This is a genomic window from Lutibacter profundi (genome assembly GCF_001543325.1).
Taxonomy (GTDB): domain Bacteria; phylum Bacteroidota; class Bacteroidia; order Flavobacteriales; family Flavobacteriaceae; genus Lutibacter; species Lutibacter profundi.
Map to the genome: position 1 here is coordinate 1,796,917 of NZ_CP013355.1, position 15,122 is coordinate 1,812,038.

The 15,122-nt window shown below is 31.9% G+C and carries 7 protein-coding genes; 3 read left to right on the forward strand and 4 right to left on the reverse strand.

Annotated elements, in window-relative coordinates:
* Nucleotides 1-33 precede the first annotated feature (33 nt).
* The 4 genes from Lupro_RS08000 to Lupro_RS08015 form a co-directional block, all read right to left on the reverse strand.
* Complete coding sequence (locus tag Lupro_RS08000) at nucleotides 34-4,203, reverse strand: proprotein convertase P-domain-containing protein (RefSeq protein ID WP_068208432.1); 4,170 nt, start codon at nucleotides 4,201-4,203, stop codon at nucleotides 34-36.
* An 81-nt stretch (nucleotides 4,204-4,284) separates the two neighbouring features.
* The gene (locus tag Lupro_RS08005) at nucleotides 4,285-4,989 is read right to left on the reverse strand and encodes a hypothetical protein (RefSeq protein ID WP_068208434.1); all 705 of its coding nucleotides are present in this window, start codon (nucleotides 4,987-4,989) and stop codon (nucleotides 4,285-4,287) included.
* Between the two features lie 5 nt (nucleotides 4,990-4,994).
* Nucleotides 4,995-8,804, reverse strand: coding sequence for a PA domain-containing protein (locus Lupro_RS08010; protein WP_068208437.1), 3,810 nt, complete (start codon nucleotides 8,802-8,804; stop codon nucleotides 4,995-4,997).
* Between the two features lie 36 nt (nucleotides 8,805-8,840).
* Entirely contained in the window at nucleotides 8,841-10,175 is a 1,335-nt protein-coding gene (locus Lupro_RS08015) for a deoxyguanosinetriphosphate triphosphohydrolase (RefSeq protein ID WP_068208439.1), read from the reverse strand.
* A gap of 147 nt (nucleotides 10,176-10,322) precedes the next feature.
* Here Lupro_RS08015 and Lupro_RS08020 point away from each other — a divergent pair, with 147 nt between their 5' ends.
* The 3 genes from Lupro_RS08020 (at nucleotide 10,323) to Lupro_RS08030 (ending at nucleotide 15,081) form a co-directional block, all read left to right on the forward strand.
* Nucleotides 10,323-10,706 (forward strand): carboxypeptidase-like regulatory domain-containing protein, encoded by a 384-nt coding sequence (locus Lupro_RS08020; RefSeq protein WP_068208441.1) that lies wholly within the window; start codon nucleotides 10,323-10,325, stop codon nucleotides 10,704-10,706.
* Nucleotides 10,707-10,935: 229 nt separating this feature from the next.
* Nucleotides 10,936-12,171 carry a hypothetical protein gene (locus Lupro_RS08025; RefSeq protein ID WP_068211528.1) on the forward strand — a complete coding sequence of 412 codons (1,236 nt, stop codon included), beginning with the start codon at nucleotides 10,936-10,938 and terminating at the stop codon, nucleotides 12,169-12,171.
* Between the two features lie 81 nt (nucleotides 12,172-12,252).
* Nucleotides 12,253-15,081, forward strand: coding sequence for a TonB-dependent receptor (locus Lupro_RS08030; RefSeq protein WP_068211531.1), 2,829 nt, complete (start codon nucleotides 12,253-12,255; stop codon nucleotides 15,079-15,081).
* Nucleotides 15,082-15,122: the final 41 nt, after the last annotated feature.

A 15,122-nucleotide genomic window follows, 5' to 3' on the forward strand; every position in this document is an offset into this window, starting at 1 on the left:
TTTTCTATCGAAAATCACTCGAACTAACATTCATTATTTAATAATTATCTTTTTACTTCCTTGTAACGCTTCAGAAGTTAACTTTAAAATATATACTCCAGAAGCTAAATGATTTGCGTTAATATGCTCAATATTACCTCTATCAAAACTCAATTGCTTCACAAAAACTTTTTGCCCCATAATGGTATACAATTCAATAGTTGTTTTTCCAATAAACTTACTTGACGAAATTGAAAATTCTCCTTCTGATACCGTAGGGAAAACCGAAATTCCAGTTTTTTCAAAGAAATTATCATCAATACCTAAAGCGGCATCAATTGTTACGCTAATTTGTTCATTTGGCAAAAACCCATTTGTTGCATTGGTAATATCTACTTTAAAAGAATCGGTATCATTTGTTCCACTTGAATTTACATAGGTTATTATTCCTGTATTAATATCATCTTGAGTAAATGTTTCTCCTAGTAATAAGGTAACATTGTTTAATCTTACTTCTCCTACTGTTGGTAATTCAGCTAACATATAAATCTGTTCACTTGCTGTAGAACCCGCACTGGTTGCTTCTGTTTCACTTTGTAATAACGTGTAAGTACTATTTGTACCTACAGTAATTGGAGCGTTTGTAAAGGTTGAATTTGTAGTTGTTTGATTTTGACAAATTTGAATAGACCAACTATTAATATCTCCAAAATCTCCATCATACCAATCAACTACTTTTAACGTCCAATCTCCCACAGAATTTTTCCCATTAAATCCGCTTAAAAGATTTGTTGGGATAACGGTAGCTGAAACTGCACTATTTGCACAGTCAAAAATCCCTGCAGCGGCATCATCATAGGTAACAAGAATATCATTTTCTCCATTACACTCTCTATCAAATAAAACTATTTCTGTAGCATCAGGAGCAATTATAGAAATTACTAAATCTTGAATATATGTATGAGAAATATCAATAGTTATATTTACATCACTTATGGTTAAATTATCTGTAATATTTATAATAGAAGTAGCTGGCGTACCAGCAGTATTTGCTCCTGCTCCATCAGGAATTGTAACTGAGGTAGCATTAGTAGCTAACGTACAATCGTTTTGGGTTTGAAACTTTTGTGTTGCAGAATAAGTACCTGTAACACAGTCGTTTTTTGCTCTAACTCTCCAATAATAAACTGTACCAATAGTTAGTATTGAAGTACTTGTATAGGAGTTGGTTGCAACATTTGCTGTTTCAACAATTGTAGAAAATCCTGCATCTGTAGAAATATCAATATCATAAGAGGTTGCACTTGCATCAGCATTCCAATCAAAAACAAGACTAGAAATAGCAATTCCTATGGCTTCATTTACCGGAGCTACTGTTGTTACAGTACCAATAGATGTGTCACGTACTTTTAAAATTACATCAATAGAATTTGTTTGGTTTCCGGTTCCTGTAACTGTTATTGTATAATCACCTATTGCTACGGATCCTATATCTCCAATGGTCATTGTAAAAGTACCTGCTGTACTAAGTGAAGTTGGATTAAACGTAATTGTAGCACCCGTTGGAGCGCCAGTTTGTGAAAAAGTAGTTACTGTATTATAAGAAGCATTTGCATTAAAATCAAAATCAAAAACAGCATCATTAGGTGTACAAGTAGTAATGGTGCTATTTGCTGTTGTAATTGAAAAATCAGTATCTGTAAATTTCCCTGTAAAAGTACCTCTTCCAAATGTTGTTGCCAACACACTATTATCAGAAGTACGCAAATCTAAATCTAACACTTTAACATCTTGCATTCCATTGTAAGAAGATACCCAAGTTGGAGATGCATCATTAAAATTAGCTGTTGACCATACTCCTAATTCTGTACCAACGATAACTTCGTTTGCTACTAACGGATTTTGTAAAATACATTTCACAGGCATATCGGGTAAATTACCTTCTTTATCTTGCCAAGTGGTACCACCATCAGCAGAATACCAAACACTCGTAACACCGTAATTGTGAAATGTTACAAAAATATCATTTTCTGTTGCTCCAAATTCAATAGCAGAAACACTTCCAACAAATGATCCTCCAGAAATATCGGTCCAAGTTGGCGTTCCATCTGCGTTGGTTAGTTTTAATAATTTACTGTTATCTGTACCCACAAGTAGTGTAGTGCTTGCTGTGGTGTATAGAGAAACTTTAAAAGCTGTTGGAGAACCGTCTAATAATGCATTTGTTAATTGATCCTTTATTGCACTACTACTACCCAAAGTATATCTATTTATTTGCTTTGTAGTTCCAGTAGAACCATTAGAATACATTATATTTAAATTATGGTCTAGCCCTGCAGGATTTATAAAATCTCCTTCTGTTGTTGCATTTTCTATATAATATCCAGCTCCACTATATGGTAAATCTAAATAATAATGCGTATTATACACATAAGAAACTACCATATAATTACCATCTTTATCTATGGTACTATAGGCGCCATCTCCACCAAATACACGTATGCTAGAATTTGCTCCTGCTGAAGCGCCATTAATAAACTGTGAGCCGTTATCTTGAGCTCCTGCAACAATTAATTCATTTGCAGCATCTTGTCCATATCCTCCATAATAAAACTGAGTGACATTATAGTCTGTATTCATAGCGGTAAATACATCGTTTGTTTCAGCTGTAGATAAGCTAGAAGCGTAATACACACCACCATCACCACCTATAACAGCTTCGTTATTTGCTCCTGGTCTAAATGAAAATGCATGCTGATCTGCATGTACTATAGAGCAACTAAGCGTGTTTAAATTAGGATTGGTTGACCATCGTGAAATTTGTTTCCAATCACTAGCTACACTTGTGTTTTCTCCTTGTGTTGTTCTAAATAAATCGATACCGCCTACATAAACAATAGTGTCATCAGTAGGATCCACTTCAATAACTAAATCGTAAAATGCTTGCCCACGGGTAAAATCTGCTGCCGAAATTCCATTATCAGCATCATCTGGTTTTGCTAATTCAGTGGTAGTTGCAAAAGCATCAGTAGTTACAAAAATGTGTGGATCTGTACCATCACCTTCTGTTAATGCGTATAGTTTATTTGCATTGCTAGATGAAACTGCTAATTCAACTCTATCAGAAGTTGTTAATGGTGAAGCTGCTGCTTCTGTCCATGTAGTACCATCGGTAGAACTAAAAACCTTTCCTCCCCCTATACCACTTGTTCCTGGAGTAGTTATGGATCCCATCCAAAGCGTATTGTTCACTGAAATTTCTAAATCGTTTGGAATATAATAAAACGTATAGCCATTGTAGGCAAAACTCATATTGGCAGACTCTATTCTACCCCAATTTGCACCTCCATCAACGGTTCTATACAACCCTGCTGATTGTAGGCCTAACCAATTTGTTGGGTTTGCAGAATCACCATAAAGGTGACCTCCAACACCTATAAAAACCTCTGTAGTTCCAGCATTATTCCAAGCTATAATATCATTAATAAAATAAATACCTGCTAATAAATTCCCCGAATTACCCCCGCCTGCTATTTGCACAGGTACATTTGTCCAATTAGCTCCACCGTCAGTTGTTTTATATACGCCATTCCCTACAGCAGCGCCAAATGTATATTGTTCACCTGTTCCAATATACCATGTATTAGAATCGTTTGGATCCACCGTAATACACGAAATATTCATATTTCCTGGCACTCCAGAAACCAATGTCCACGTAGAATTTACATTTGTTATATCTGGGTTTACCCATAACCCTCCACTAACTCCACCGGCAAAAACTCTCTTATTCGTGGAATCATTAGGATCAAACAACACAACCCGTGTTCTTCCTCCTACATTATTTGGGCCTCTATCTACCCAAGCATTGTCAACGGCATCTCCTGGGTTTCTTTTACTCAAAAACTTATCTTTTAATCTTTTTTGAAGTGCTAATACTTTGTAAGGTTCTGGTTTTCCCGTTGCTGGGTTCATGGTTAATTCCCATTCACGTTCATAATATTTGTTGGGTGGTAACCCTTGTTTTAGACGCTCCTCTCTCGTTAATTTAAGTGTATTTTTAAATGGACTATTTTTTAAAAAATATTCGTGTTGTTCTCTAAGTTTTTCTGCATTTGTTAAAACGCTATTGAAATCATTAAATTTTATTATATAATTTATTGATATCAATGTAATAATAATAGTTATTATTATAAGAGGTAACCTATTCTTTAATTTGAGTTTCATAAGTACAAAAATATCATTTTACTTTTTAAAGTCAAGTAAGTATGTGTTTTGTTAATGTTTTATCGTTAAAAAAAATAATTATTAGTCCGTTACAAAATTCCAAATTTGACCAATAGTTTGTCCTCCTTGATTATCTTTAACAACTACTTTCCAAAAATAAGCTGTAGATGCGGTTAGAGTTGGAGTTTCAAAACTAGTTTCTGTTTGATCTGCTGATGCGATGCTTAAATTAGCCTGATTTGTTCCAAAATAAACATCATACGTTAACGTGTCTGTTGTATTAACATCATCTGCTGTCCATTGTAATGTTGTTGTAGCACTAGTGACAATTAAATTTAATGTTGGCGCTACTAGTATTGGTGAAAATGGTAAATAATTGGACACCCCTTCACCTTCTGTATAAAACTGATTGGTTGTTGAATATGCACTTGATAAATTTTTACTGTCTGTTGCTTTTACTCTCCAATAATACGCAATTCCCTTTTCCAAAGATAAGGTTCTTAATGTTGCTGATTCTGTTACCGTATGCGTTAGTTGGGTAAATCCTACATCTTTGGCTACCTGTACTTGGTAGGTAATTGCATCTCCATCTGAATCTGTTGATGCATTCCAATCAAAATCTAGCACATTATCTATACATAATAAATTATTTGTTGGATAAACCAATGTTGGCACTGTTGGGGCATTGTTTGTTGGTGTTGGGGAAGGTGGAGGAGTATCTTCTCCTCCGCCACCACAAGACCAAATTAGTGTACTTAATGCTAATGTATATAGTATTTTTTTCATTTTCTTTATTGTTTTATTATTTTTATACTTAGAGGTTTATCTAACAACACTTTTGCAATATACACTCCTGATGGAATTGTTGTTAAATCTAATTGAACTTTCCCATAAACTATTAAGTATACGTTTTTAGAAATTAATTGTGAATGAATATTGTATAATTCAATGGTGACTTCTTGTTCTGAAATTGGTAATATAATCTCTATATTCCCTCTTGTTGGATTTGGATATGCTACAATAGCATCTAATAATTCAATAGTTTTGGAATAAACCCCTTCGCAAGTTACCGCAGTTTTTACCTCAACCATATCGCCTGGTTTTATAGCAATATTAAATATTGGCGAGTTTGTTTCAAATGTTTCTTTTCCGTTTACATAAATCGTAAATGGAGCTGTCCCTTCTTCTATTTCTACTGTAGCTTTTCCTGATGTTACACTCGATTTCCCTGAGATTGTTGTGCCTTCTTTTACTTCTACAACAAAACATTGTTCGTAGGTTTCTCCTGTAACTGTTATGCAAAAATTATATATTCCTGGCGCTAAATTATCAACTGTTAAATCTCCTGTGAAATTATAAGTAGTCCCATTAATGGTAGTTACATAACTATGTGACTCTACTGTTTGGATAATAACTAGTCCATTATCACTACTAGGACATGTTTCACTTATTGTTTCTATGCTAAAGTTGTTAGAGGGTAAGTTAAATATTGAACAACCCGTTTCATCTACAACATCATCTACTGGAGTGTTAGGACAAACATCTAAATTGTTCATTACTCCATCGTTATCATCATCTATTTGACTCTCCGAACAACCATTTGCATCAACAGTTTCTCCTGCTGGTGTATTTGCACATAAATCTAAACCATTAATTACACTGTCATTATCATCATCATCATTGTAATTATCAACAGTAAATTTAGCTGTAAACATTCCTCTTCCATAGGTTGAAGCTAAAACCGTATTGTCAGATTTTCTTATATCAAAACTAGTAACTTGAACATCTTTCATTCCATTTTGAGATTGAAACCATGTTGGACTTGCCTCATTAAAATTAGAGGTTCCCCACACTCCTAAATCTGTTCCAAGTATTACTTCATTAGAATTTAAAGGATTCATAAGAACCGCTTTAACGGGCAAATCTGGTAAATTTCCTTCTTTATTTTGCCAGGTGTTACCACCATCTTGAGTATAATAAACACTTGTTACTCCATAGTTATGGAACGTAACCATAATATCGTTTTCTGTTTCTCCTAATTCTATACAAGATATACTTCCGTAAAACATATCTCCTGTAATATCAGCCCAAACAGTTCCTCCTATACTTCCTGCTATATTAGCGTTTGTTAACTTGAGCAATTTACCATTTTCAGTACCAACAAATAGAGTGGTAGTTGTAAATGTTGAAGTTTTAAATGCTGTTGGTGATGCAGTTAACAAACTGTTTGTCATTGTTGAACTAGTTGCACTGGCAGCATTTAATGTATACCTGTAAATTTTATTATTCCCCGAAGTATATAAAATATTATTATCACTATCTAAAGCCGCTGGATTTATAAAATCACCATCATCATCATTTTCTGCAATAGCGTACTTAAAAGCACCCGTATTATAATCTAAATAAAAATAATTATTGTATACATATGATGTAACTATATACTCATTATCCTTATCTATAAATACATGTGCTCCATCTCCTCCTGTTACTCTTATTGAAGCATTAACACCAGAAGAAGCGTTGTTGATAAATTGCGCCCCATTATCTTGTGCTCCTGCAATTAATTTTTCTGAAGAAAGGTTTGACCCTATTGAACCATCATAAAATTGAAGGGTATTGTAATTTTTATTCCGACTAGAAATAGCTGATGTTGATAAGGTTGCATTGGTTAAATCATTTCCATAGTAAATACCTCCATCTGTACCAAAAATTCCCTGATTGGCATCTTCTGGATTAAAAACTAAAATATGATGATCTGCATGAACCATAGGAATATTTAAGGAAGCTAAATTATTATTATTTGACCATTTAGAAATTTGAGACCAATTTGTTCCCCCATCAGATGACCTGAATAAATCTATCCCTCCAACATAAATAACATTATCAGAAACTGGATCAATTTCAATCATTAAATTGTAAAAAGCCTGACCTCTTGTAAAATCATTATCTGGAATTCCTGTATCTGCATCTACTGGTGGTATTAATTCATTTACTGTTGTAAAAGCATCATCAGTTTTAGCTAAATAAATAGGAGCGCTACCCTCGCTTCCAAGTTCTGCTAAAATATATACAATACCTGCATCTAATTTTGAAACTGAAATTTGAGTTCTATCACCATTCGCAATGGTATGTTTTACCGTAAATGTATTGCCATCTGTTGAAGAAAGAATTGTTCCTCCACCATCACCAAAAAGAATACTGTTATTTGTTGATACCCAAATAGTATTATCAAACCCTATTTCAATGTCATTTGGAACATACTTATTATCATCTACAGTTGTTGGCAATAGAACTTCGGACCAACTTACTCCTTCATTGTCTGACTTATAAAGTCCATATTCTTGAACTCCTAATAAAGATACAGGTGTTGAATTTGAATAATACGACTCTCCTACAGCAACATATACTTCACTATTTCCACCTCCAATATCTCTTACTTTAATATCATTTATATGTTGAATACCAGGCGTAACAAATGATCCTGAAAAAGGTGAATCAACAGCTTCTATTGTAACATTAACGCCGTTGTCTAATTCTTGCATAATTAACGCCCCTTCTTCTTTTGAAATCATTATAGAAGGTATTGTAATTGTGTTATCATCCCCTCCTAAAGAAATAGGTGGTCCAATAACATTATTAACCACAATAACTGCAGTAGCCCCAGCATCTTGAGCATTTTTAACCTTCGAAACAAATGTACAACTCCCTCTTTCTACAACAGCAATATTCCCACTAATTGCAGAGTTATTTGTAAGTGTGTTACAAGCTTCTGTTGGTGACAATGAACTATCATCTGATAATACTAGATTTCCTGTTATTGATGTTATTCTTGGCCCAAAAGCTGCAGAAGTAACTTGATACTCTCCTATAATTGAACTTGGAGAATTCACAATAAGTTTTAGATTAGTTTGGAAAGTTGTTTCACCTGTTATTCCTCCAAATATTTTTGACCAATTAGCACCTCCATCTACTGATTTCCATAGTCCATTACCATTAACACCTCCAGCTACATATGATTCACCCGTGCCTAAATAAAAAATATTAGTGTTATTTGGATCATAAGTTATAACACTTATTGCTAAATTTTGCGGCATATCAACTAGCTCCCAGCTTGAGTCTTGGTTGGTAATATCATTATTAACCCATAACCCTCCACTTACACCTCCTGCAAAAACTCGCTTATTTGTTGCATCATTAGGGTCAAACATAATAGCTCTTGTTCTTCCCCCAACATTATTTGGACCTCTTTCTTCCCAATTATTCCAAGCTGCTGATCCCGGGACTTTACTTGCTATATTTTTTAATCGTAAAGACTCCTGCAATGTAAATAATCGCTCTGGGTGTGGTTTTCCTGTTGTAGGATCCATTGTTAACTCCCATTGCCTTTCAAAATATTTATTTGGGGGTATCCCCATTGTTTTCCTTTCTTTTTTTGAAAGCTGTAATGTTTTCTTAAATGGACTATTTTTTAGAAAATTTTCATGTTGTTTCCTAAGGTTGACTATAGCACCATTTGTTCTTTCTAGTTTAGAATTCTTAAAATTAGAAATTAGAAATATAGCAAAAAATAGTACTAAAAAAAGAATAAATTTATTTTTCATTGTGGAGTGTTTTAAATCAAGAATTTGGGGTTATTTTTAGTTTCCAGTTAGTTTTTTATACAGTTGTAAAGCAAAACCATCGGTTAAACTTGCTACATAACCACACATACTTAGAAGTCTAAGGTAGAGTGTTTCTTTTGGTTTCTGTATATTCTCAGGAAGCAAAGATAGTATTAATTTATCATAATTCGTTAAAGAGCCTTTATGGCTGTTATTTGTTGCCTCAATAAATACATCCAATAATTTTGTTATTATGGTATAACCTGTCAATTCTTTTTCAACAACTTCTCTACTTTTATAAATTTTTTCAACGCTCAATTTAATAATATCATTTATTTGAGCTTCATACTTACATTTTTCTAATAAAGAATATGCATATTCTCCTTTTAAAATTACTGCTTCATTATTCAAGAAAACTGTTGCTGCTTCTTTTATAAGTGTTCCTATAGCCAACGCACGTAAATAACTTAAACGATCTTTTTTATATTTTAATTGATAATATTTTTTAGAATTAATAGTATCTTTTACTAATTTTATCAAGTATTCTAAAGCAAATTCTTCTTCAATTAAACCTAAATTTATACCATCTTCAAAATCAATAATTGTGTAACAAATATCGTCTGCTGCTTCAACTAAATATGCTAACGGGTGCCTTTTAAATGCTACACTCCCTTTTTCTCCTGAAACTTTTAATCCTAATTCTAATGCTACTTCATTAAAAAATGGTATTTCAGACTGAAAAATTCCATATTTCTTATCAGCTATTTGGTTGGTAGGTTTTTTTGGCAATGATTCTTTTGGGTATTTAATAAAAGCCCCAAGTGTTGCATAAGACAACCGTAAACCACCTTCTATACCTTCTTTATTTTCTGTTATAATTTTAAAGCCATTTGCATTCCCTTCAAAATCAATTAAATCTTGCCACTGTTTTTTATCGAGGAAATCTTTATATTTTTGCCCATTTCCATTCTTAAAATACTCACCAATGGCTTTTTCACCGTTATGTCCAAAAGGCGGATTTCCAATATCATGTGCTAAAGCAGCCGTGGCAACAATGGCTCCAAAATCGTTCATTTTATATCCTTGCTTAAGTAACGTTGGATGATTTTTTAATATTTGTTCTCCAACAATTCTTCCAAGCGAACGTGCAACTACACTAACTTCTAAACTGTGTGTTAAACGCGTATGCACAAAATCGGTTTTTGAAAGAGGTACTACCTGCGTTTTATCTTGTAAACTTCTAAAGGAATCTGAAAAAATGATACGATCATAATCTACCTCAAAACCCAATCTTGTTTCATCTTGACTTGTTCGTAATCTCTTTTGCGTATCTCCATAACGTTTTAAAGAAAGTAATTGTTCCCAATTCATATTTTAGTATTTAATCGCAATATATTTAATTTAAAATAATCTCTCTTAAATTTGAATTAATAATTGATAATTAAATTATATAATTTTAATTTTTAGTTAACTATTACTTAACATAAACTTCCTTTATTTGCAGTAAAATTTATTTAAATGAAGTTGAAGTTACTTTTCTTTTTAACAATTATTACGCTTTCAGCTAATTCACAAAATTTTAAAGTGGGTTCGTTTTTTACTGAAACTATTAAAAATGGAATAGTACAAGGAATTGTTTTAGATGGAGAACTAGAAAAAACACCCTTAGTTTTTGCTAAAATAACCGTTAAAGAATTAGCAAAATCAATTAATACCAATACCGAAGGAGCGTATAAACTTAAATTAAAGCCGGGCACTTACACTTTGTTGTTTGATTTTATTGGTTACGATACCAAAAAAGTGGTTAATGTTGTTGTTAAAAACAATACCAAAACTAATTTAAATCAAACGTTGAAAGCTTCTACTATCAATGGTAATTTTTCTATCACCTCTCTTAATTAGTCTTTTTTTAAAAATATCACCTACTTTTTGAACAGCTATATAATTATGCAAGCATTTGATTGTTAGATTATTGCTTAGGTAATTTTATATATGTTAACGTTTATTTTACATTGTTAACTATTTATTAAAATTTAACACTGTTTAAATAACATTCATATAAAACACACTACTAATATTGGCTATACTTTTGCAGAAGAATTTAATAATTAAAACAATTAATTTAAAAAAAATGAAAAAACTAATTATTCTATTATTTTTAACAAATCTTATTTTAACTTCATGTTCTAATACAGATTCAAGTCCTATTATCCCTGTAGTTACTGCACCAACCGAGGAAAATGTTGCTGGGTTAATAAACCAAAATACAACATGGACTAACGATAAAATATGGGTGTTAAATAGTAAAGTTGTAGTGGAAGACGGAGTAACTTTAACTATAGAAAAAGGAACAATAATAAAAGGAAAAGAAGGATCTGGATCTCTTGCCACAGGACTAATTATAGCTAGAGGTGGAAAAATAAATGCTGTAGGCACGCCAGATCAACCTATAATATTTACTTCAATAAATGATAATATTCAAATAGGTGAAAAATTTGGTACTAATTTAACGGTAAGTGATAATTCTCTTTGGGGAGGCGTTATAATTTTAGGAAAAGCAAAAGGTTCTTTTAGTGGAGATGTTAGCGAATTTCAAATAGAAGGAATTCCTGCTAGTGATTCATTTGGTCTTTATGGAGGGAATGATGATGCAGATAATTCAGGAAATTTTGAATATATTGCTATAAGACATGGCGGTGCAGAAATAGGCGCTGGAAATGAAATCAATGGCTTAACATTAGGAGCTGTAGGAAGTGGTACAACTATAAGAAATATAGAAATAACAGGAAATCTTGATGATGGAGTGGAATTTTTTGGAGGTACTGTTAGCCCTTCAAATATATTGGTGTGGGGTTCAGGTGATGACGGGTTAGATATTGACCAAGGTTATTCTGGAACAATTAGTAATTCATTCGTTATTGAAGGGAATACCTCAGATAGTGGATTAGAAATTGATGGAGGCGAAGGAAGTTACCAAGCTCAATTTACATTAAACAATATAACCATAAAAGGACATCAAAATGCTCCTGGAGGAAAATATTGTGATTTAAGAAGTGGTGCACAAGGAAATTTAAACAATATTTATGCTTATGATTTTAAAACTACTTCATACGTACGTTTGAAACAAGATAATGTTGCACAAAATTATGTTGATGGAAAAATTACTTTTAGTAATTGGGAAATTGCGTTACCTGATGGTGTAGCAATAACCGATATTTTTCAAGACCATTCAGATTCTCAAGTTGCTTCAAATATAGCAAATGATGCAACTAATTGGACAACATCAGTAACTGCAGGAAGCCAAACAGTAGGTGCTGATTTATCAGTTTTTAGTTGGACTTATGCAAATTCTCAAGGAGCTTATTAATATAAAATTCAATATTCAATATTCAAATTGCTTGCTTTTTTAAGGCAAGCAATTTGTGTGTTATCTATAACAATGTTTCAAATGAAAAATAAATTTAAGTTACTTCTAATAAATTTTTTTATATCTTTTATTGGTTGGACTCAAACGGGTATTTTAACAGGAAAAGTAATTGATGGTGATTCAAATGATCCTCTTGCCTTTGCAAATGTAATTATTAAAGGAACTTCAAAGGGTACTACCTCAGATTTTGAAGGTTATTACGAACTAAAAATAAAACCAGGTACGTATTCTATTACTTTTTCTTTTATTGGATATGAGACAAAAGTAATAACAGAAGTAGTAATAACAGCTGATGAAATTAATAATCTTGATATTATTTTGAAGCCTGAAGGAATTAGCTTTGAAACCGTTATTATTACTGCAAAAAGAGCCAAAAATACTGAAACTGCCATTTTAAACGTTCAAAAAAAATCAGTGAATTTAATGGATGGTATTTCTGCTCAGTCTTTTAGAAAATTAGCTGTTAGCAATGTTGCTTCTGCTGTAAAAAATGTTGCTGGAGTTTCGGTTCAGGATTCAAAATATGTTTACATCCGTGGATTAGGAGATAGATATACTAAATCTATTTTAAATGGTGTTGATATACCTGGTTTAGACCCAGATAGAAATACCGTACAATTAGATATTTTCCCAACAAATATTATTGATAATGTCCAAATTTTAAAATCATCTACCGCAGATTTGCCCGCTGATTTTACAGGAGGTATGGTAAATATTGTAACCAAAGATTTACCTTCTTCTAAAAACTCAAGTTTAAGTATTGGTGGTACCTATAACCCAAGCATGCATTTCAATACTAATTATTTAAATTACAAGGGTTCTTCTACTGATTTTTTAGGTTTTGATAATGGAGATAGAGATTTACCCATATCTAGGTCACAACCTATTCCTGGTGCATATTCTAGAAACCCTGCACTAACTGCCATTACCAAAGTTTTTGACCCTACTTTAAAGGCTCAAAAAGGAACAAGTGGTATGGATTTTAGTTTTGCATACACTATGGGTGATCAATTTAATGTTGGAGAAAATAATAAATTGGGTTACTTAGTAGCTGTTTCATATAAAAATAAAACTACTTTTTATAAAGATTATGAGAGGGGATTTTACAGAAAATTCGCTGATAAATCAATAAATGAATTGGATTTTTCAGAAAATCAAATAGGAGATTTAGGAAAAAATGAAGTGCTGTTAAGTGGGTTGGCAGGTTTTACTTTTAAAACAGAAAAAAGTAAATATCGATTAAACTTCCTACACCTTCAAAATGGAGAAACTACCGCAGGTTATTTTAAACAAATTAAAAATTTCTCAGATGCTGTAACTATTTATAAAGATAATTTACAATACACACAACGATCAATTTCTAATGTATTGCTAAGTGGTAAACATTATAATGATGAATCTTCATTTACTACTGAATGGAAAATTGCACCTACTTATTCATTTATACAAGACAAAGATGCTCGTGTTACACCTTTTGAATTTAATGAAAGTACAAATACTTTTTCTATTAGACCAAGTTCTGCCGGAAGCCCAAGAAGAATATGGAGAACTTTAGAAGAGTACAACGTAGTTGGTAAAATAGATTTTACATATAAACATAAGCTGTTTAATCATGATTCAAAGTTGAAATTTGGAGCAAGTTATTTATATAAACTAAGAAATTTTAGTATTGATGATTACTTTTTACTAATAAGGGGTTCATCAGGCGAATCACTTAATGGAGATGCAAATTTATTGCTAGCTGATGAAAATATATATGATTCAAACTCCGGATTAGGAACTTATGTTAAAGGAAATTACGAACCTTCTAACACATTTGAATCTTACAACAATAATATTGCTGGTTACATCTCTGAATCTTTTAAGCTAATTGAAAAATTAAAAGCTGTAATGGGTTTAAGGGTTGAAAAATTCAATCAATTCTACACGGGGCAAAACAATAGTGGTTCTATAATTTATAACAATGTTGAAACAATTAGTAAATTAGATTTGTTTCCTTCTACAAATATAATTTACAGTTTAAATGACGATATTAATTTAAGAGTTTCTTATTCAAGAACTGTTGCTAGGCCTTCATTTAAAGAGGCATCAATTACTCAAATATTTGATCCTATTACAAATTTAACTTTTAATGGGAATATTAATCTACGTCCTTCATATATCAATAATTTTGATATTCGATTTGAAAATTTTGGTGAAAAAGCTCAATTATTTGCCTTCTCTGCTTTCTACAAAACATTTAAAGATCCTATTGAACTAACTTTCTTTAGCGCTTCTGCTCCTGATAATTTACAACCTAGAAATATTGGGTCTGCTATTGTTTATGGTATAGAAATTGATTTTCGTAAAAATTTAGATTTTATTGGAGATAACTTTAAAAATTTCACTCTTAAAGTGAACACATCTCTTATAAAGTCGGAACAAGAAATGGATAAAAGTCCAAATGGAGAGTACGAATCAAAATTACTAAACTTAAGAGATGGAGAAACATTATCTGATAAGCGTTATTTACAAGGGCAATCTCCTTATTTAATTAATGCCGGAATTAGTTATAATAATTCTGATAAAGGAATTGAAACGGGTTTATTTTTTAACGTTCAAGGTAAATCGTTAGAGGTTGTGGGTATTGGTGCTATTCCAGATGTATATGCTATGCCTTTTAATAGTTTGAATTTCACACTTAACAAATCCTTTGGAGAACATAAAAAATCAAGTGTAAACATTAAATTTGGTAATATTTTAAATGATGAAAGGGAAAGCCATTATCAATCTTATAAAGCTTCAGATAAAATATTTTCTAAAATACGTTTAGGACAAACTTTTTCTTTAGGATATAATTTTAAATTCTAAAAAAATCAATAAAAAAAATCAGATTATTTACAATCTGATTT

Coding starts and splice junctions, on each gene's coding strand:
- Lupro_RS08000 (WP_068208432.1), bottom strand. CDS start 4,203: ATGAAACTCAAATTAAAGAATAGGTTACCTCTTATAATAATAACTATT.
- Lupro_RS08005 (WP_068208434.1), bottom strand. CDS start 4,989: ATGAAAAAAATACTATATACATTAGCATTAAGTACACTAATTTGGTCT.
- Lupro_RS08010 (WP_068208437.1), bottom strand. CDS start 8,804: ATGAAAAATAAATTTATTCTTTTTTTAGTACTATTTTTTGCTATATTT.
- Lupro_RS08015 (WP_068208439.1), bottom strand. CDS start 10,175: ATGAATTGGGAACAATTACTTTCTTTAAAACGTTATGGAGATACGCAA.
- Lupro_RS08020 (WP_068208441.1), top strand. CDS start 10,323: ATGAAGTTGAAGTTACTTTTCTTTTTAACAATTATTACGCTTTCAGCT.
- Lupro_RS08025 (WP_068211528.1), top strand. CDS start 10,936: ATGAAAAAACTAATTATTCTATTATTTTTAACAAATCTTATTTTAACT.
- Lupro_RS08030 (WP_068211531.1), top strand. CDS start 12,253: ATGAAAAATAAATTTAAGTTACTTCTAATAAATTTTTTTATATCTTTT.